This window comes from Paenibacillus sp. FSL R7-0163, assembly GCF_037969975.1.
Taxonomy (GTDB): domain Bacteria; phylum Bacillota; class Bacilli; order Paenibacillales; family Paenibacillaceae; genus Paenibacillus_AQ; species Paenibacillus_AQ odorifer.
The window spans coordinates 4,280,962-4,299,798 of sequence record NZ_CP150224.1; the positions used below are offsets into that span (position 1 = coordinate 4,280,962).

16 protein-coding genes are annotated in these 18,837 nt (G+C 46.6%); 1 reads left to right on the plus strand and 15 read right to left on the minus strand.

Annotated features, from left to right (window positions below):
- Positions 1–54 precede the first annotated feature (54 nt).
- The 11 genes from ptsG to NST45_RS19115 all read right to left on the minus strand — a co-directional run bounded on the left by ptsG (position 55) and on the right by NST45_RS19115 (position 14,147).
- A complete protein-coding gene (gene ptsG, locus NST45_RS19065; protein WP_036683572.1) occupies positions 55–2,124 on the minus strand; it encodes a glucose-specific PTS transporter subunit IIBC in 2,070 nt (689 codons plus the stop codon).
- Positions 2,125–2,389: 265 nt separating this feature from the next.
- Positions 2,390–3,268 (minus strand): PRD domain-containing protein, encoded by an 879-nt coding sequence (locus tag NST45_RS19070; RefSeq protein ID WP_036683575.1) that lies wholly within the window; start codon positions 3,266–3,268, stop codon positions 2,390–2,392.
- A gap of 401 nt (positions 3,269–3,669) precedes the next feature.
- The gene (locus NST45_RS19075) at positions 3,670–5,253 is read right to left on the minus strand and encodes a flotillin family protein (protein ID WP_081383764.1); all 1,584 of its coding nucleotides are present in this window, start codon (positions 5,251–5,253) and stop codon (positions 3,670–3,672) included.
- On the minus strand, positions 5,253–5,789 hold the full coding sequence (locus NST45_RS19080; RefSeq protein ID WP_036683577.1) for a hypothetical protein: 537 nt from the start codon (positions 5,787–5,789) through the stop codon (positions 5,253–5,255). The genes NST45_RS19075 and NST45_RS19080 overlap by 1 nt, the downstream gene beginning before the upstream one ends.
- Before the next feature lie 1,460 nt (positions 5,790–7,249).
- Complete coding sequence (locus NST45_RS19085; RefSeq protein WP_339823518.1) at positions 7,250–8,035, minus strand: IS3 family transposase; 786 nt, start codon at positions 8,033–8,035, stop codon at positions 7,250–7,252.
- Between the two features lie 88 nt (positions 8,036–8,123).
- Positions 8,124–8,441: a transposase gene (locus NST45_RS19090; RefSeq protein WP_036683594.1), complete on the minus strand. Its 318-nt coding sequence runs from the start codon at positions 8,439–8,441 to the stop codon at positions 8,124–8,126.
- A 41-nt stretch (positions 8,442–8,482) separates the two neighbouring features.
- Entirely contained in the window at positions 8,483–8,833 is a 351-nt protein-coding gene (locus NST45_RS19095; RefSeq protein WP_339823521.1) for a hypothetical protein, read from the minus strand.
- Positions 8,834–9,018: 185 nt separating this feature from the next.
- Positions 9,019–10,182: an iron-containing alcohol dehydrogenase gene (locus NST45_RS19100; protein WP_036680996.1), complete on the minus strand. Its 1,164-nt coding sequence runs from the start codon at positions 10,180–10,182 to the stop codon at positions 9,019–9,021.
- Positions 10,183–10,345: 163 nt separating this feature from the next.
- Positions 10,346–11,926, minus strand: coding sequence for a UDP-glucose--hexose-1-phosphate uridylyltransferase (locus tag NST45_RS19105; protein ID WP_036680995.1), 1,581 nt, complete (start codon positions 11,924–11,926; stop codon positions 10,346–10,348).
- Positions 11,927–11,980: 54 nt separating this feature from the next.
- On the minus strand, positions 11,981–12,967 hold the full coding sequence (gene galE, locus NST45_RS19110) for a UDP-glucose 4-epimerase GalE (protein ID WP_339823525.1): 987 nt from the start codon (positions 12,965–12,967) through the stop codon (positions 11,981–11,983).
- 4 nt (positions 12,968–12,971) lie between these two features.
- The gene (locus NST45_RS19115; protein WP_036680992.1) at positions 12,972–14,147 is read right to left on the minus strand and encodes a galactokinase; all 1,176 of its coding nucleotides are present in this window, start codon (positions 14,145–14,147) and stop codon (positions 12,972–12,974) included.
- A gap of 218 nt (positions 14,148–14,365) precedes the next feature.
- Here NST45_RS19115 and NST45_RS19120 point away from each other — a divergent pair, with 218 nt between their 5' ends.
- On the plus strand, positions 14,366–15,232 hold the full coding sequence (locus tag NST45_RS19120) for an AraC family transcriptional regulator (protein ID WP_036680991.1): 867 nt from the start codon (positions 14,366–14,368) through the stop codon (positions 15,230–15,232).
- 86 nt (positions 15,233–15,318) lie between these two features.
- On the opposite strand, the gene mgrA is transcribed toward NST45_RS19120, so the two are convergent.
- The 4 genes from mgrA to NST45_RS19140 all read right to left on the minus strand — a co-directional run bounded on the left by mgrA (position 15,319) and on the right by NST45_RS19140 (position 18,742).
- Entirely contained in the window at positions 15,319–16,317 is a 999-nt protein-coding gene (gene mgrA / locus NST45_RS19125; RefSeq protein ID WP_036680989.1) for an L-glyceraldehyde 3-phosphate reductase, read from the minus strand.
- A gap of 107 nt (positions 16,318–16,424) precedes the next feature.
- Positions 16,425–17,165, minus strand: a complete 741-nt coding sequence (locus NST45_RS19130; protein ID WP_076104932.1) for an NAD-dependent protein deacylase — start codon at positions 17,163–17,165, stop codon at positions 16,425–16,427.
- A gap of 34 nt (positions 17,166–17,199) precedes the next feature.
- Positions 17,200–17,964 carry an HAD-IA family hydrolase gene (locus NST45_RS19135; RefSeq protein ID WP_076104931.1) on the minus strand — a complete coding sequence of 255 codons (765 nt, stop codon included), beginning with the start codon at positions 17,962–17,964 and terminating at the stop codon, positions 17,200–17,202.
- A gap of 34 nt (positions 17,965–17,998) precedes the next feature.
- Positions 17,999–18,742 carry an alpha/beta hydrolase gene (locus NST45_RS19140; RefSeq protein WP_076141374.1) on the minus strand — a complete coding sequence of 248 codons (744 nt, stop codon included), beginning with the start codon at positions 18,740–18,742 and terminating at the stop codon, positions 17,999–18,001.
- Between the last annotated feature and the right edge of the window lie 95 nt (positions 18,743–18,837).

The following is an 18,837-nucleotide window of genomic DNA, read 5'->3' on the forward strand; positions in this document are numbered from 1 at the left end:
ATAGTGAAAGCTTCGCTTCCTTGTATGAACAAGGAAGCATCGGCCCTTGCACTTTTACTGAATCGTAATGATGTCTTGGTCTCCTATAGAAACCTTACCCGGCTTCTTCAATGTTACAGAAGAGCCTTCTGGTAAATTCGAGAAAATAACAGGTGAGATTACAGAAGGTGCATGTGCTTTTACATACTCTAAATCCACTTCCATAATCGGTTGCCCAGCCGCTACAAGATCGCCTTCTTCAACTAATACCGTGAAGCCTTGACCTTTAAGCTTAACCGTATTAACCCCAATATGAACGAGCACTTCCTTGCCTCCGTCAGACATAATACCGATGGCATGTTTGCTCGGGAACACGTTAAATACCTTACCGTAAACCGGTGAAGCAATCTTCCCATCTTCGGATAGGAACGCGAAGCCATCGCCCGTCATTTTTTGGGAGAATACTGGATCTGGCACCTCTGTGATATCCAACAATTCACCGTTTACTGGAGATACGATATCTTCCTTGATAATCGCTTCACCAGCTTCACCTGCCTGTTGTTCTTCTTCTGGCTCTGGAGTAACCACTACTGGAGCTGCTGAAGCCGCAGGTGTCTTTCCGTTAATCACATCTTGAATCTGCGATTTAATCGTGTCTGAACGTGTGCCAAAAATCGCTTGAACGTTATTACCCACTTCCAGCACACCTGATGCACCAAGTTTCTTAAGACGGTTCTTGTCTACGCCTGCCTTATCTTTAACTTCAACACGAAGGCGGGTAATACAAGCGTCTAGATGAGTGATGTTTTCTTTACCACCTAGAGCGGACAAAATGTTCCGCGGTAGATCATCACCGGCTCTGGAGACAGACTCCGTATTCACTTCTTCTTCTTCATTCGTATCTTCTTCACGACCCGGTGTCATAAGATTGAATTTCCGAATTACAAACCGGAAGCCGAAGTAATAAATTAAGGCAAGGGCCAGACCTACCGGAATAACCAGCCACCAAGCTGTACGGTTCGGGATAATACCGAAGAGCACAAAATCGATAAAACCACCCGAGAATGTCATCCCGATTTTAACATCAAGAATATGCATAGTCATAAAGGACAGACCTGCAAACACAGCATGTACAGCGAACAGCAATGGAGCCACGAATAGGAACGAGAATTCGAGCGGCTCAGTAATCCCTGTCAAGAACGATGTCAATGCCGCGGAAATCATCAAACTTCCGACGATCTTTTTATTCTGTGGTTTAGCTTCATGATAGATAGCCAAAGCCGCTGCTGGAAGACCAAACATCATGAATGGATATTTACCCGTAGTAAATGTCCCTGCTGTGAAGTCTACTCCATCGCGAAGCTGCTGCATGAAGATCCGTTGGTCACCACGTACCAATTCTCCAGCTTTATCAACGTAGGTACCAAATTCATACCAGAATGGAGAGTAGAAAATGTGATGCAGTCCAAAAGGAATGAGCGAACGTTCGATCGTTCCGAAGATAAACGCTGCAAGCGTTTTGTTCGTATCAATCATACTTTGTGACACATAGTTCAGACCATGTTGAATAGGTGGCCATACTATTGTCAGTAACAAGCCCAAGATTAGAGCTGTTACCGCCGTCATAATCGGTACGAAACGTTTACCTGCGAAGAAACCTAGGTAAGAAGGAAGCTCAATTTTGAAGAATCGCTTGTACATGGCCGAAGCCAATATACCGACGAGTATACCTCCAAACACCCCTGTTTGCAGTGTTGGAATCCCTAATACGCTGGCATACGAGAAGTCGCCTTGGCTTAGAACGTAATCATTAACACCAATAACTGTACCCATCGTAATGTTCATTACGAGGAAACCGATAATGGCAGCTAGACCCGCAACACCTTCACCCCCGGCTAAACCTATCGCAACCCCCACCGCGAAGAGTAAGGCTAGATTATCAAATACAATTTGTCCTGAATTCATCAATACGTTGGCAACAGCCTGAACAACATGGTTCTCCAGTGCTGGAACATATTGCAGGAAGTCTGGGTTTACCAGCATGTTTCCTATTCCAAGAAGCAAACCTGCCGCAGGCAGAATAGCTACTGGAAGCATCAGAGCTTTACCAACTCTTTGTAAAACACCAAACAACTTTTTAAACATTTAGGTTACTCCTTTCATTAATTTCACTAAAACAGATGCCAAAAAAGGCATGAGCAACACAGTATAGAAGTTGTAATCTAACGCTATCGTTAGATTGCCCCAAGAAGGGGGTTAACAACCAAAATACTGTAATTCACTCATGCCTGATCGAATCAGTTACACGCTCGATATTCTGTTTTGTTGATGACAGTGAACATTGTAGCATCGTTTTTTTTAAGTAGCAAGCGTTTTTTTTGAAACCATGATTTGTTACAACTTTTGCACTTTAAGGAGCTTCACCATTCTTGTCCATATCTTGTTCGTCCACTTTTTTCTGGGCAATACGCTGCAGGTGAATCGTCAAATAACTTACCTCAGCTTGATACACGGGAATTCGCACACGCTGTTCGATAATTTTTGTTAATTTCCAAGCCAACGAATACATCTCAGGATACTCCCGTTTCATGAGTCCATCCAGGGTTGAGGTCTCTTGTACCGCCTCTCCACGGCGTAATCTTTCTAGAACAAATCGCAGATGGGTTACCAGTCTTGAGTAATCAAGTGAATCCCGTGGGATTCGATAGTCCAGATAATTCTCGACTAACCCAACCAGCTCTCCAATCAAGAGAGAATGTTGTCTAACCTCGGAAATTTGCCTATTACTAAGTGCGCTGACAATATGAAGAGCCACAAAACCTATCTCATCCACCGGCAATTCCACGCCCATAGCCTCATTGATCCGTCCAATCGCATATTCTGCCATCTTATATTCCTCAGGATAAATCTCCTTAGTTTCATACAAAAATGGATTATGAATTGGGATATCTTGTTCAAAACGACGGATAGCAAAAGAAATATGGTCGGTAAGTGCAATGTGAATATGCTCATTAAGCGGCTGACGGTTACAATGCATAATATGTAATACTATTTCTTGAACGACCTCAATCAACTTCTCATCCACTTGGGGAAGAAGCTGTTTATATTGTTCCTGCTCCTCCTGGCTACGAAGAATAAACATCTTCTCCACGGAGGATAGATTAATCTGATCACGCAGCTTGCGGTTAAACCCTATCCCTTTACCGATAACTACAACCTCAGAATATTGAGGATGCTGGGCAATGATAACGTTGTTATTTAACACCTTCGCCACTGTTATGCTACTCATTTTTGACACCTCTTTTATTTCTAAACACCTAACTTCCAGCAGCATTCGCAATAAGAAATCGTACGATAAATACAAGCTTTGCTACCATCATAACACCAAGAATTGCATATTAGAAGAACACTCTGTGTCCTTACTAAGCTAGTAGATCAGAGTGAACAGCCTTAAAGGCTTTTATTTTACCTGAAAAAATCTTTAAACACCAGTGAAAGCGACGATGTCCATTTATACAATAATTCCCATGGTATTTCGATAAGCTATAAGCCTTCACCAAAAATCACCTGTATACGCACGAGCTGTTTATCATGTTGTCTGTTTTAGATCAACACATAAAGATTAAGGTATGACCAGCAGCTTTGCCAGTCATACCTTAAGTAAATTAAATCAATATAATTTGCATTAAACTATTTTTCCTTTTGTTCAGGCAGAGAAGTTAAAGTCTCGCTGGCTGCACTGGATGTTACTGATGGCTGAATATAAGTTGCAGGGGCAACTGCTGCGGTTGGTGTAACTGATGCTCCTTTGCTTCCGGAAGCTTTAGTGGTCAGCCCCTTGATCAGTGCCTCTACATCAATCCCTGAGACGCTCTTCAGCATCTCTGGAGCGGTGGACATTAGCTGAGTCACATAATTGCTGACCCGGGCTGCACCTTCCCCATTACCGGTATCTACAACGGTAAGTTTATCAATAGATGCCAGCGGCTTCGCAATTTGGCCAGCCAAATCAGGCAGCATTTTGACGATGATGTCGAGCACCGCTGCTTCGCCGAATTTCTGGAAAGCTTCCGCCAGTTTCTCTTTGGCTTCTGCTTCCGCTAGACCGCGCAACCGGATAACCTCAGCATCCGCTGTACCTTTAGCCAGCTCTGCATCCGCCATCGCTTGACCTTCAAGACGCTTCTGCTCAGATGTCGCTTTTGCTTGCGTTTCAATACTATATTGCAAGGCATCTGCCTCACGCATTCTCTTCGCCTTATCGGCTTCCGCCGCTTGCTCTACTGCATAACGATCCGCTTCTGCTTTTTTCTTCACTTCAGCATCATACTGCTTCTCGCGAACTTGAATTTCTTTGGCTTGCAAATCGATTTCACGTTCCTTACGTACCAGCTCAACCTTCATCTGTTCTTCAACAACGGTCTGCTTTGCACGTGCCTCTTGAATATGATAAGCCTGGTCGGCTTCCGCTTTCGCTGTATCCTGATCCCGTTTAAACGCAGCCACCTTAAGCTGGTTTTCCTTAGAGGCTTCGGCAATATTCGTATCCCGCAGCAGCTCAGCTTTTTGCCCTTGCTCTTCTGCGTTTGCCTTTTGAATTCTCGCATCCCGCACTGCTTCTGCTTCAGCGATCTCTGCATCCCGCTTCACAGCAGCTATCCGCGGTTTACCCAGTGCCTCTAGATATCCATGTTTGTCTCGCACATCCTTGATGGTAAAGGAAACAATTTGCAGACCCATTTTCTTAAGATCACGTGCCGCCACGCCTTGAACCTCTTGCGCAAAGCGGTCACGGTTACGATATACTTCCTCAACGGTCATCGAACCGAGAATGGCCCGCAGATGACCTTCAAGAACTTCTTGTGCTTCGCTCTTCAGTGCTTCAATCGGTTTGCCCATAAATTGCTCAGCAGCTGTCGCCACATCTTCCGTTGAGCTACCCACTTTAATGATCGCTACGCCGTCGGCAATAACCGGAACCCCTTGTTCGGTGTATACTTCCGGGGTCGTCACATCGAGTTTATGAGAAAGAAGCGACATAAATTCAGCCTTCTGAAAGACTGGGAGTATAAAGGCACCGCCCCCGCGTACAATCTTTATTTTACGACCAGAACCATCGTCTGAAATATGATTTTTCCCTAAGAACGACCCCGTTACGATCATCCCTTCATCGGGTCCAACCGTTTTGTAACGTGCCCAGAATGCGATACCTAGCACAAACAAAACAGCAACGACAACAGCAGGGACTAACAAATACTCAGGAATACCGAACATTAAAGATCCACTCCTCTTCTCTTTTCGAATTCTGACACCAATGCAACGCCTTCTCTAACCTCCACTACAACAACTTTAATCCCTGCCGGAAGCAGCTCATGATCAAAGCTTGCTGCCGTATGCAGGCTATTGCCGGCGCCAAACTTTACCATAATCTCACCATAACCAGTGGCGGGAACAGGAATTGTGATTTCCCCGATCTTACCAGGCAGATCACTCATTGAGAAACCATTGGACATTTCGCTTTTTTCCATGGGCTTAACCACCCCTAGATACATAAGTACTCCCAAAAAAGCGGCGGCTAACAAAGACAAAGCAATGATCGCCCCAGCTTCCAGAGCGCTGTACCGGGTTAGAAGAATGCCCGCTCCGCCGAACACGGTTATTCCTCCTGCCAGCACGGTGGGATTCAGAAAATCTACAGATACGAAATCAAAGGCCCCATGCAAGGCATCTCCGATCACATCGCCCACCAGGACGCTGACTATGGCAAATATGACGCCTAGCGCCAAGCAGCCTAAATACAGCGTTTGCATTTTTATTTCCTCCTGTCTTCAATCAGGACTGTCATATTACATTAAACGTACAAAGTAGGTCCTCGGTTTCACAATCTTTGGATATTCACCCAAATAAGTTCCATTCAGAGGATAAGCATACGCACATTGACACTGTTTTATTACATACGATGGGGTTGTTCTCAAAGCCGTCCAATAGTTGCTGAGGCGCTGATTTTTGTTGGAAAGTTACTTAATCTAAACAGCAAAATTTGTAGTGTCTCTGGTGTCCGAAAACTTGCTCAAAAGGCTGAAAATTCGCATATAGCGTCAGCTGGGTCCGTAGGGTAGGCGTGTATTGGAAGAAGAAACAGTCGTGAGGAGATCTTACAAACACTAGTTGGTTGAGTAACACTCTCGCGCGTATGAAGAGGCTATGCTGCTTACGCACCTCGGCGCCTCGGCCAATCGGACTCAACAGACCCTATTCGCCGATTTTTCCGACATTTGTTATGCTATCGGACCGCATAGTCTCTATTCGCATGAAAACCAGCAAATATAAGGCCATTTCGAAGCAATAGTGTCTCTGGTGTCCGAAAACTTGCTCAAAAGGCTGAAAATTCGCAAATAACGTCAGCTGGGTCCGTGGGTAGGGCGTGTATTGGTAGAGGAATCAGTCGTGAGGGGATCATACAAACCCTAGTTGGTTAGGTAACACTCTCGCGCGTATGAAGAGGCTATGCTGCTTACGCCTCGGCTTATCGGACTCGGACTAGCAGACCCTATTCGCCGATTTATCCGACATTTGGTATGCTATCGGACCGCATAGCCCCTATTGGCATAAAAACCAGCAAATAAAAGACCATTTCGAAGCAATAGTGTCTCTGGTGTCCGAAAACTTGCTCAAAAGGCTGAAAATTCGCAAATAACGTCAGCTGGGTCCGTAGGGTAGGCGTGTATTGGTAGAGGAATCAGTCGTGTGGGGATCATACAAACCCTAGTTGGTTAGGTAACACTCTCGCGCGTATGAAGAGGCTATGCTGCTTACGCCTCGGTACTATCGGACTCAGCAGACCCTATTCGCCGATTTATCCGACATTTGGTATGCTATCGGACCGCATAGCCCCTATTGGCATAAAAACCAGCAAATAAAAGACCATTTCGAAGCAATAGTGTCTCTGGTGTCCGAAAACTTGCTCAAAAGGCTGAAAATTCGCAAATAACGTCAGCTGGGTCCGTAGGGTAGGCGTGTATTGGTAGAGGAATCAGTCGTGTGGGGATCATACAAACCCTAGTTGGTTAGGTAACACTCTCGCGCGTATGAAGAGGCTATGCTGCTTACGCCTCGGTACTATCGGACTCAGCAGACCCTATTCGCCGATTTATCCGACATTTGGTATGCTATCGGACCGCATAGCCCCTATTGGCATAAAAACCAGCAAATAAAAGACCATTTCGAAGCAATAGTGTCTCTGGTGGACCTCTGTCAAGAAAGTGGACAGTCACGCAACAGACATTCTAGTCAATTGCTCAGCAAAACGAACTGGAGAAAGATACCCCAGCGCGCCATGCATTCGCTTGCGGTTATAATAAAACTCAATATATTGAAAAAGTGTCTGGTAGGCTTGCTCCTTAGTTTTGAATCGTGGATTACAATAAATGAGCTCCTTTTTCAAAATGCTGTGCCACGACTCGATACAGGCGTTATCATAACAGTTACCTCTGCGGCTCATGCTGGACTCCATGCCATACGCTTTCAACTGCTTCGTGTATTCATGAGAAGTATATTGAGAACCTCTATCGGAGTGATGTAATAGACCCTTTTCCGGTTGTTTAGCTTCGTAAGCATCTTGTAAGGCGCCCGAAATTAAGCTAGTTTCCATATGGTTCTCCAAGCGCCACCCCACGATTTCGCGCGTGCAAAGGTCCATTACACTAGCCAGGTACAAGCGCCCTCCCCGGCAAGGAATGTACGTAATATCGGTAACCCATACTGAATTGGGTTTGAGTATTTTAAATTGCTGGTTCAGCGTATTTGGGGCAATCGGATGGTCATGATTGGAGTCGGTGGTCTGTACGCGATACGTTTTGGAGACAATGGAGCGAAGCTTCATATGTCGCATGTACACACTCACCGTGCGTTCGGTAACGGTATAACCTTCTTGATGTAGCAGGCGGGTGATCTTCGGACTCCCATACCGCTTTTGATGGTCTGCAAAATGATACTGAATTCGCTTCATTATCGCAGCCTTACGAAGCATATGCGTACTGTTTTTTTCTGTCGCCACTTGTAGTACCCGCTCCGTGACACATGTAGGGTCATGCACATCTTCTCCAAGAGAAACTCGGAGCGATGTTTTTCAATAAACTGGAATCTCAGTTCCTTGGTTTGCTGAAGATGTGCACTGCTTTTTTTACGATCGCTAATTCCTCTTCCACATCAGCAATCTTGTTATCTTTTTCTTGAAGTTGACGGCTCATTTCTTTCAACTGTGCCTCGAGTTCCCGTACTCGATCCACGCTAGCTGCCGGTTCATTCTTTAGTTCTCGATACTGGCTCATCCATTGATGCAGGGTACTTTTTGGGATGTTGAGCTCTTCCGCCAAGTCGCCCACTGTCTTTGTTTGCTCTTGAATGAACTGCACTGTCTGTTTTTTAAATTCTTCGTTATACCGTTGTCGATGTTCTCCCATGTAAACACACCTCCGTGGACTCATTATCGCCAGTCTGTTAACTACTGTCCACTTTTTATTCTAGCTTCATGGTGTCCGAAAACTTGCTCAAAAGGCTGAAAATTCGCAAATAACGTCAGCTGGGTCCGTAAGACTCCCGAGGACGGTCGACGGATTAGATTACGGGTGCGAACAGTGATTGATGAGGCGCGGTCAGCGGCAGCGGAGGTTCGGACAGCGGCAGCGGAGGCGCGGTCAGCGGCAGCGGAGGTTCGGACAGCGGCAGCGGAGGCGCGGTCAGCGGCAGCGGAGGCGCGGTCAGCGGCAGCGGAGGCGCGGGCAGCGGCAGCGGAGGCGCGGGCAGCGGCAGCGGAGGCGCGGGCAGCGGCAGCCGAGTTTACGGTCAGAAGCATAGGAGGCGCAGTCGGCGGTAGCGGAACTTGGGACGTGGGCGAGTGAAGTTGTGCAAGAGGAGCAAGTCACACTAGACCATAAACACAAAAAAGCGGATCCTCCATTAACGGAGGATCCGCTTCTTTGACATTCTATTGCGGCTTCTTGAATAAAGACAAATGGTCTCTTTCCGTAGAAGAGTTACTTACAAAGCCATTTTATAAATCTCAACTACATCTTCACGCTCAAGCTTGCGGAAATTACCAAACGCTCCGAAACGAACAGCCTTGTCAGCCATACTGCCGATCTCGCTGTCATCAATATCATAATCACCAAGTGTCTTCGGCGCACCGATGGAATCCCAGAAATTACGCAGAGCCTCGATACCCTCCAACCCGATTTCTTCATCAGTCTTGCCAGCAGGATCAACTCCGAACACATTTACCGCAAGCTTGCGGAAACGTGCAGGGTTTGTGCTGAGGTTATATTTCATCCATTGCGGGAACAAAATCGCCAAACCTCCGCCATGCGGAATATCGTATACAGCCGATACTGCATGCTCGATATTATGAGTCGCCCAATCTCCGGCAAAACCCATGCTGACCATTCCGTTAAGCGCCATCGTACCGCAGTACATGATGGTCTCACGCAGCTCGTAGTTATTCAGATCTTCGATAAGCTTCGGCGCGGTTTCAATTACAGTGCGCAGCAAAGTTTCACAGAAACCGTCTTGTACCGGTGTATTGCCGTCTGTATGGAAATAGTGCTCCAGAACATGTGACATGATATCCACCATGCCATAAACGGTCTGATCACGTGGCAGAGAAAAAGTGTTCTCTGGATCAAGAATCGAAAATGCCGGGTAGGCATGCACGCTGCCCCAGCCCATTTTTTCCTTAGTAACCTCGTTTGTGATTACGGAGCCGTTATTCATTTCAGATCCCGTAGCAGCCATTGTCAGCACTGTGCCCAGTGGAAGCGCGTCTTGGGCCGCTGCTTTACGCTCTACAAAGTCCCACATATCACCATCATATTTCGCTCCAACAGCAACAGCTTTTGCACAGTCCAATACGCTTCCGCCCCCTACTGCGAGAACAAGGTCAATATTATGCTCCCGGCACAGCTCTACGCCTTTATGTACTGTGGAAAGACGTGGATTGGGTTCTACTCCAGAAAGTTCAGTCACTGTAGCGCCTATTGAACTCAGCTCAGCAACTACTTTATCGTACAAACCGCTACGCTTGATACTGCCGCCACCGTACATCAAAAGCACATTTTTACCGTACTTAGGAACCTCCGTCTTTAAGGCTTCAAGGGTACCCTGTCCAAAAATCAGCTTGGTAGGATTATAAAATTCAAATTTACGCATATGTGTAAACCTCCAGTAGTTAATTCATAATGTCTTACTCCTTCGTATTATAAACCTCTGATTACCCGCATTCAAATTAGGTGGCTGGATTTCGTCATTCCGAATAAAAAAAGATGCCCCAAGCCCATAGGCTTGAGGACATCCTTAAATCTAAATTCACTTACTACAAAGCACCGAAGCTAGTTACAAAACGGCGGAAAGCCGCTTGACCTTCTGGAGTCCGTTTGTAAACGCCAGCGTGTTCAAGAATATGCGTAAACTTGATGCCAACTTCGTTCTGCACAATCTTGAGCGCTTCCTCGTGTTGCAGTGCAGTTCCGAATCGCTCCACCAGCTCCTGAATCCAAGCCGCATGCTGCGCAAGAGAATGACTAGGGTCATTCTTCACCGCTTCTAACAGCGCTTGATCTCCTGCAAGAATACCTGCGATGGAATCAAGTTCTTCCTTCAAACGGCCTGGCAGAATCGCCAGTCCCATAACTTCAATCAAGCCGATGTTTTCTTTCTTGATATGATGCATTTCCCGGTGCGGATGAAAAATCCCTTCAGGATATTGCTCATTAGTCCGGTTATTCCGCAGCACAAGATCCATCTCGAAGCTGCCGTCCTCGGCCCGGCGGACGATAGGAGTAACGGTATTATGAGGTTGTACTTCACCGTCAACCTCACTAAAGGCTAGCACTTCCGCCTCTGGATCGCTGTAGGCTTTCCAAGCTTCATAAAGCGCATTTCCGCATTCCAGTAGAACCGCAGGATCTTCACCATTTAAGCGCAATACGGACATCGGCCATTTTACGATATTAATGCTGACACCCGGATAAGAAGCATGTGTAAATGTATCTTCCTTAGGCGCTTTTTGAATCGGGAACGTGTGACGTCCGCCCTGAAAATGGTCATGCGTCAGAATAGAGCCGCCAACAATCGGCAAGTCTGCATTTGAGCCAATAAAATAATGCGGAAATGATTCCACGAAGCTAAGCAGCCGCTTCAAGGTATCCTTGGTAAGCTTCATTGGCACATGATCATGATGGAATACAATGCAGTGCTCATTGTAATAAACATATGGCGAGTATTGGAAGAACCATTTTTCATTATTCAGGTTAAGCGGAATGATACGCAGGTTCTGGCGCGGCGGATGATTGATCCGTCCGGCATAACCTACATTCTCACGGCACAGCAGACATTTCGGATAGACTGGCGGCGGGAGCAGCCGAGCCATCGCAATTTCCTTCGGATTTTTCTCAGGCTTGGACAAATTGATCGTCATTTCAATGTCTCCGTACGGCGAATCCTGCAGCCAGTAGACATTCTTGGAGATCCGATCCATCCGAATATAGTTCGAATCAATGCTCAATTTATAAAAACGGTCTGTAGCCGCGGAGATGCCTTTTTCAGCAGTCAGACTATAGAATTCAGCATTTACATCCGAAGGACGGGCCATGAGAAGTCCCATAATCTTGGCGTCCAGCAAGTCACGGTAAGTGTCACTATTCTCTGGGATCAATCCGATTTCAAAACCATAATCAATCAGTGCATCGAGTGGAGCCTGCGGCCCTTCCAATGCACTTTGATCGATGTCACCTACAAGCGGCTCACTGAAACCAAACTGTTCGAGCAGCACATTACGGCTATAATCTTCATCGGATGGAGCTATAAGCTGCTGGCGCAGTGCGAACAGAACAAGCTGCTCAATCGCATGTAATGCTTTCTGGCCAGCAGGCGTAATCTTATTCTCGTTGTGCATTTTAATTCTCCTTAAGTAGGGTCTCAAGTTCAAGATAAGCTAACCTAAAGTCCCTTATTCTCCGTATCCTTGCGGATTGGCAGAGTGCCAGTTCCATGCACTTTGAATAATATCTTCCAAATCTGCATGCTGCGGGTTCCATCCAAGGACGCTACGCGCTTTGTCGGAGGAAGCTACCAGCACAGCAGGATCGCCGGCACGGCGTTCTTGAATGACTACAGGAATTTCAAGTCCAGTAACCTTCTTCGCCGTTTCAATCACCTGTTTTACCGAGAATCCAAGTCCATTGCCCAGGTTGAAAATATTGCTGCTGCTTCCGCTGCGCAGGTAAGTTACCGCACGGACATGGGCGTCAGCCAGATCGCTGACATGGATGTAGTCGCGCACACAAGTACCGTCTTCTGTAGGATAGTCATCTCCGAAAACAGCGATACTGTCACGTTGCTTCAAAGCCGTTTGCAATACCAGCGGCACCAAATGACTTTCTGGACGATGGTCTTCACCGATTTTGCCACTGGCATGTGCGCCAGCTGCATTGAAGTAACGCAATGCTACATATTTGATGCCCAGTACTTTATCAAACCAAGCCATCATCCGTTCCATGGTCAGCTTAGTTTCTCCATACACATTGGCCGGTTCAGTGCGATCTGTTTCTTCAATCGGCACCTTTTCCGGTTCGCCGTAGGTTGCAGCTGTGGACGAGAATACGATCTTGTTTACGCCAGCTTTTTGCATAGCTTCCAAAAGACACTGTGTACCATATACATTGTTGTCGTAATATTTTACAGGGTCCTTCATGCTTTCTCCGACCAGCGAGCTTGCGGCAAAATGGATAACCGCTTCAATCTCATTTTCAGCGAACACCTTACCCAGCAGTTCTTTATCACGCAGATCACCTTCGTACAGCTTGCCACCCAGCAACGCCTCACGATGCCCTGTTAGCAGATTGTCGATGACCACCACTTCTTCGCCACGATCCAGCAGCTCCGCTACAGTATGAGACCCAATATACCCTGCTCCACCTGTTACTAAAATCGCCATGTGATTACACTCCCTTCAATTCTTGGACACCATTACCGATGCCGCAAACGTAGAACTCGCCAACCAAACCAGATCTTGTGGTATAGGCTTCACCAACTTCACGAATAAAACGTTCTATATCATCTTCATGTACCAAAGATACTGTACAACCTCCGAAACCCGCGCCAGTCATACGGGAACCGAGTGTACCTGGGATACGTCCAGCTTCTTCAACCATAATATCAAGCTCTGCACAGCTAACTTCATACAAATCGCGCAAGGACGCATGCGAATCATTCATGAACTGTCCAAACTGCTTCAGATCATTGTTTTTTAATACCTCAACGGAATCCAGCACGCGTTGATTCTCTTCCACGACATGGCGAGCGCGGCGTCTTACAATTTCGTCTGTGATTTTATCTTGATGTGCTTCGAACTGTTCACGATTGAGCTGTGCCAGATAAGCTAGCGAAGGCACTTCTTTTTGCAAAATAGCCAATGCCTCATCACACTGCTGACGACGTTCATTGTACTTGGAATCTACAAGCCCTCTGCGTTTGTTCGTGTTGCCGATAACCAATTTGTATGAACCTGTGATGAATGGTACCAAATTGTACTCAAGTGTGTCGCACATCAGCAGGATTGCATGATCGCGTTTGCCGTTAGCAACTGCGAACTGATCCATAATTCCGGAGTTTACACCTACGTACTGATTCTCCGCACGCTGGGACAAAAGTGCAATCTCAACAGTGTCTGTATCGCCGCCTTCGAGAGTCAGGAACGCATAAGCAGTAACGACTTCAAGAGATGCCGAGGAGGACAAGCCTGCTCCATTCGGAATATCGCCATGGAACAGCAGATCGTACCCTTTGGATACCGGGGTGCTTTTCTTATCCAGCTCAACCATTACCCCAATCGGATAGTCAATCCATTCACCAGTTTTGGACTTGCCAATTTCGCTATAATCAATAGAAGCTTCGTAAGGAAAATTAGTCGATGCAAAATTCACTTTGCTGTCACTACGTGGACGCACAATCAGCGTTGTACCGAATTCCAAAGCTGCGGGAAGTACATATCCGCCGTTATAATCCAAGTGCTCTCCGATGAGATTGACACGACCTGGTGCATAAAACACCTTAGCCTCTTCCTCGCTCACCCCATATTTTTCAATAAATTTGTTGTTAAGTTCCTGCATGCTCATTAATACCACTCCATCCTTTCGCTGCTTCAGCCAGTGGGAATTAGTAAAGCGTTCTTTATGTACTCATTATAATAGATTCACTCATCCTCTGATAATGCAATCATGTGTGTAATGTATGGATAAATGTGACTTCCCATAATATAATAATTACATATATTACTGTTACTCTCTAAACTATAAGCCATTAAATGACATTAACACAAGAAAGGCTGTCCCAAATGGAGCATACTTATTCCGTAGGATCCAATCCCGTGTATTACGATAAACAGAACCTTCATGTACTATTTGCCGGCCAGAGTCAGACACTGCCCATGCATCAAGCTGGACCCAAGATCTATGATTATTATTTGCTGCATTTCATAGAATCTGGCTCGGGTGTTTTCCGTACAGAACATCATAAATATGAGTTGGGTAAAGGAGACTGCTTCTTGATCCATCCGGGACAATTAGTCAGTTACGTCTCTGATAAAGATCAGCCCTGGTGCTATCGCTGGGCAGCATTTACTGGCAGCGAAGCTGACGATCTGGTGCTGCAGACGGGGTTCACACCACAACAACCCGTGGTGACCACAACAGGTGAAAGCCTCATTCCAGGTGCCCTGTCCAGCATCATGCAAGCCTTCAACGCCAACAAAGAAAGTGCCCATCTGACTTCGCTTGGGTATCTCTATCTCATTGTCGGCGAGGCAGCTGATTTGCTCTCTTCCTTCTCCCGTCTTCCCGGAACAGAATCACAGGTTAAGCGTACTGTGAAGCAAATGATCCACTATATGGCTTCTCAATATGCGCACCCGGTCTCTATTGAACAAATGTGTGATACGCTGGGTTATAATCGAGCCTACCTGTCCCGTGTATTTAAGCAAGAGACCGGATTATCTCCGGTGACCTACTTGCTAAAGCTGCGTATTGAAAAGTCCAGACAGCTGCTGCGTGAACGACCGGAGCTGTCCGTGGAACAGGTAGCAGCATCCGTGGGGCTCACCGATGCTTTATACTTCTCTCGCCAATTCAAACGGTTTTGTGCCCAGTCACCGACGGCTTACCGGATGACTACAACGAGACAAGCAGAGAAACCTGAACGTTAGTTTGACCTTTAATTCATAAATCCACCTTACAACAACAGCCCGTCTTCCTTAACTTAAGGAACCGGGCTGTTACTGTGTTCAATACGCTATAGTTCTGTCTTTAGAATCGTTTCAATCCGCTCTAACTCCTCTGGACTGAAATCAGGCTTAGCTAAAGCAGCTATATTCTCTTCAATCTGATCCACTCTGCTTGCTCCAATTAGGGCAGAAGTAACCTTGCCCCCCCGGAGTGTCCAAGCCAGTGCAAACTGAGCCAGACTCTGTCCTCGCGAAACCGCAAGCTGATTAAGTGCGCGAATCCTCCGCTGCACCTCCGGTGTAATCCGGCTCTCATTCAAGGCGGCAGACGGCTTGGCAGCCCTTGATCCCTCTGGAATACCATTCAAGTATTTGTTGGTTAACAAACCTTCAGCCAGAGGTGTAAAAGCGATGCTTCCTACACCACTTTGTTCCAGTACATCCTGTAAGCCGCCCTCAATCCAACGATCGAGCATAGAATAACTAGGCTGATGGATTAAGAGCGGTGTGCCCAGGCTTTTTAGAATGCTGAGGGCTTCAGCCGTCTGCTCCGCATTATAGTTGGATAGTCCTATATATAAAGCTTTGCCAGAACGTACCGCATAATCCAGCGCCTGCATGGTTTCTTCAAGCGGTGTTTCCGGGTCTGGACGATGAGAGTAATAAATATCAACATAATCTAGGCCTAGCCGTTTCAGGCTCTGATCCAGACTAGCCAGCATATATTTACGTGAACCCCATTCGCCATAAGGGCCGGGCCACATGTTATACCCTGCTTTTGTAGAGATCACTATTTCATCACGATAAGGAAACATATCATTGGCGAGAACTTTACCGAATAGCTCTTCTGCTGAACCAGCTGGTGGACCATAGTTGTTGGCCAGATCAAAATGGGTAATTCCAAGATCAAAAGCACGAGTGATCATTTCTCTGCCGTTCTCGTAATTATCGATCCCACCAAAATTCTGCCATAATCCTAATGAGATTGCTGGGAGCTTGAGACCTGAGTTCCCGCAACGATTATAACGCATGTTGTCATACCGTTTATCGTCTGCTACATATACCATTGCTTATCCCTGCCTCTCATTACACGCTGTTGTGAGCCTACCTTATCTTTAAACTTCTGAGCGTAATAATAATCTGGCAAGAGAAACCAAAGGACAGCTTTTTCCATCTAGCTTAATAGATCCTTGACACTGCCCATTACTTTTCCAATTCGATCTGTAATCAGCAGATCCGCCCGGTCATCATAAGGTGTGGGATCTCCGTTCAGCAGCACCGTACGTTTGCCCCGGAAATAAGTCACCAGACTAGCCGCAGGCTGAACCGTTAGCGAGGTTCCGCCAATAATAAGCATATCTGCAGAGGCAATCGCAGCGACAGAGCCCATAAGCACGGAATGATCCAATTCTTCTTCATATAAAACCACATCCGGCTTGATAATTCCGCCACATTCCGGGCAGCGAGGAACGATCTCAGTCATTTCCAGCAGTTGATCCAGCCCGTAATACCGTGAGCAGTCCATACAATAGTTGCGATGGATCGAACCATGCAGCTCAAGTACACTACGGCTACCCGCCTGCTGGTGCAGGCCGTCAATATTTTGCGTAATCACCGCCTTCAGCTTCCCCTGCTGTTCCAATTCCGCTAGTAGCTGGTGCGCACCATTCGGACGGGCCTCTGGATGAATCATTTTACTGCGGTAAAAATCAAAAAAAATGTCCGGTGAGGACATGAAAAAAGTGCGGCTCAGCATCACTTCAGGTGGATAAGGTGAATTGTGCTGAGTTTGATATAATCCAGCTGCGGAGCGGAAATCGGGAATTCCACTCTCTGTCGACGTACCCGCCCCTCCGAAAAAAACGATGTTGTCACTTTCTTTGATCCAAGAAGCAAGTGTCTGCAATTGATCCATGCTAAGTAGCACATCCTTTCCTTTTATTAGCTGATCAGTAAGTGATCCGAAGCTCATTAAAACCGGAAATGATTACATCTGCGTCTATAAGGTGCTCCCCATCACCACTGGCGGAAATCCCAATTGCGAGGCGAAGCCCTGCACCTTTACCTAATTGCATATCGGCATTACTGTCCCCAATAATAATCGTCTCTTCAGGCGAAAGCCCTAGCTCCCGGCAGGCCAATTCAGCCATTTCAGGAGCGGGTTTTCCGTTTTTCACCCTGTCCCTAGTAACTACCGAATCAAAATAGCCTGCCACATTAAGCCATTCCAAATGCTCTCCAGTGGTCTTTGCCCCATCGGAGGTAACCACGCCAAGCTTAAGGGATGCCGCAGAGCATTGCTCCAAAAAAGAATAAAGTCCCGCTAAAGGCTGTGCCATACGGCGTCGGCGTAATTCGTACATTGCGTTTTTAGTTATGCTTTTCACACGGGTCAGCGCTTCATTCCAAGGAACTCCTGCTGCATATAGCTGCCACGCGAGTACACCGTAACTTTCTTCCTCTGTAGCCATGGTAAGCGGCCCCGCCGGGTCGTACCCTATTAACTTCCCTTGCGGATCATGTTGCGTACCCAGCACCTTGCTGCGCTCTACAATAAATCCCGCTCCCATGATCGCTAGTTGATCTTCCAGTCCGCGCAGCACAAGCTCCGCCCAATTCCCCCAGGTGGCTAATAAATCGAGTAACGTCCCATCTTTATCAAACAATATTCCAGAGCAGGGAACGCATTCATCGTTAATGTGTAATACTGGCATGAATTGTTTCCTCCCTCTGTTGAATGACCCGTAACTACCTCAGATTTCCCAGCCAATCCAACAGGGCACTTACTGTGCGACTCTGCTGCTCTTGCTCAGATATTGTGGCTTCGCCGTCCCCCTTCTGAGGCCCGTAGCTGCCAAATTGCGCATGATTCCCACCTAAAATTGAACTATAAACTGTATTATCTGGCAGATAGGAACGCCCTTTGTTGTAGCTGTCTCTGTCAATCACTTGATCCTCAGTACCCACAACTGATAACACTGACAAAGTAGTCTCTCGTAGACTGCCCTTTTCATCTGGATAAGAGGCTAAGAAAAATACACCTTCCAGCTGGTCCGTATGCTCAATTGCGTAACGTGAGGCCATGACACCCCCAAGTGAATGTCCACCCAGCACAAAAGATTGCTTCGGATGTACACGAATAATCTCTTCTGCGGCATCCCCCTTCGTTACGGCTAAATTAAACGGCATTTTGGCGATGTAGAAGGGATGCCCTGCAGCAGCGACGCTCTTCGCAAGAGGGGAGTAAGCTTCCGGTTTAACCAAAGCCCCAGGATAAAATATAATCGAGGCGCCTTTAGTAATGGAAGGTTCGAACGAAATCCAATTATCATTCTGTTCGACGGTAACTCCGCCACTTGAAATCAGTGCGGTTTCGGCTTCTTGAGCCGGTGCATATGGCGTTAAATACTTCCATATCAGCAACCCGGCTACAACTAAAATAATCAATACAAAAATAGCGACGCGACGCTTAGTTATTCTTCTCTTCAACATGTTCCACTCCCAGATGTTAATGCATATAAAAATTATAGTGGAATCCCTCTATTCTAACAACCTTCAACACATCGCCACATTTCGCACACATGATA

What these genes read in the sequence shown, in the direction of transcription:
- NST45_RS19115 (WP_036680992.1), bottom strand. Translation starts at nt 14,147, where the DNA reads ATGAGCATGCAGGAACTTAACAACAAATTTATTGAAAAATATGGGGTG.
- NST45_RS19100 (WP_036680996.1), bottom strand. Translation starts at nt 10,182, where the DNA reads ATGCGTAAATTTGAATTTTATAATCCTACCAAGCTGATTTTTGGACAG.
- NST45_RS19080 (WP_036683577.1), bottom strand. Translation starts at nt 5,789, where the DNA reads ATGCAAACGCTGTATTTAGGCTGCTTGGCGCTAGGCGTCATATTTGCC.
- NST45_RS19135 (WP_076104931.1), bottom strand. Translation starts at nt 17,964, where the DNA reads ATGCCAGTATTACACATTAACGATGAATGCGTTCCCTGCTCTGGAATA.
- NST45_RS19130 (WP_076104932.1), bottom strand. Translation starts at nt 17,165, where the DNA reads ATGGATCAATTGCAGACACTTGCTTCTTGGATCAAAGAAAGTGACAAC.
- NST45_RS19140 (WP_076141374.1), bottom strand. Translation starts at nt 18,742, where the DNA reads ATGTTGAAGAGAAGAATAACTAAGCGTCGCGTCGCTATTTTTGTATTG.
- NST45_RS19075 (WP_081383764.1), bottom strand. Translation starts at nt 5,253, where the DNA reads ATGTTCGGTATTCCTGAGTATTTGTTAGTCCCTGCTGTTGTCGTTGCT.
- NST45_RS19070 (WP_036683575.1), bottom strand. Translation starts at nt 3,268, where the DNA reads ATGAGTAGCATAACAGTGGCGAAGGTGTTAAATAACAACGTTATCATT.
- galE (WP_339823525.1), bottom strand. Translation starts at nt 12,967, where the DNA reads ATGGCGATTTTAGTAACAGGTGGAGCAGGGTATATTGGGTCTCATACT.
- ptsG (WP_036683572.1), bottom strand. Translation starts at nt 2,124, where the DNA reads ATGTTTAAAAAGTTGTTTGGTGTTTTACAAAGAGTTGGTAAAGCTCTG.
- NST45_RS19120 (WP_036680991.1), top strand. Translation starts at nt 14,366, where the DNA reads ATGGAGCATACTTATTCCGTAGGATCCAATCCCGTGTATTACGATAAA.
- mgrA (WP_036680989.1), bottom strand. Translation starts at nt 16,317, where the DNA reads ATGGTATATGTAGCAGACGATAAACGGTATGACAACATGCGTTATAAT.
- NST45_RS19105 (WP_036680995.1), bottom strand. Translation starts at nt 11,926, where the DNA reads ATGCACAACGAGAATAAGATTACGCCTGCTGGCCAGAAAGCATTACAT.
- NST45_RS19090 (WP_036683594.1), bottom strand. Translation starts at nt 8,441, where the DNA reads ATGGGAGAACATCGACAACGGTATAACGAAGAATTTAAAAAACAGACA.
- NST45_RS19095 (WP_339823521.1), bottom strand. Translation starts at nt 8,833, where the DNA reads ATGCTTCTGACCGTAAACTCGGCTGCCGCTGCCCGCGCCTCCGCTGCC.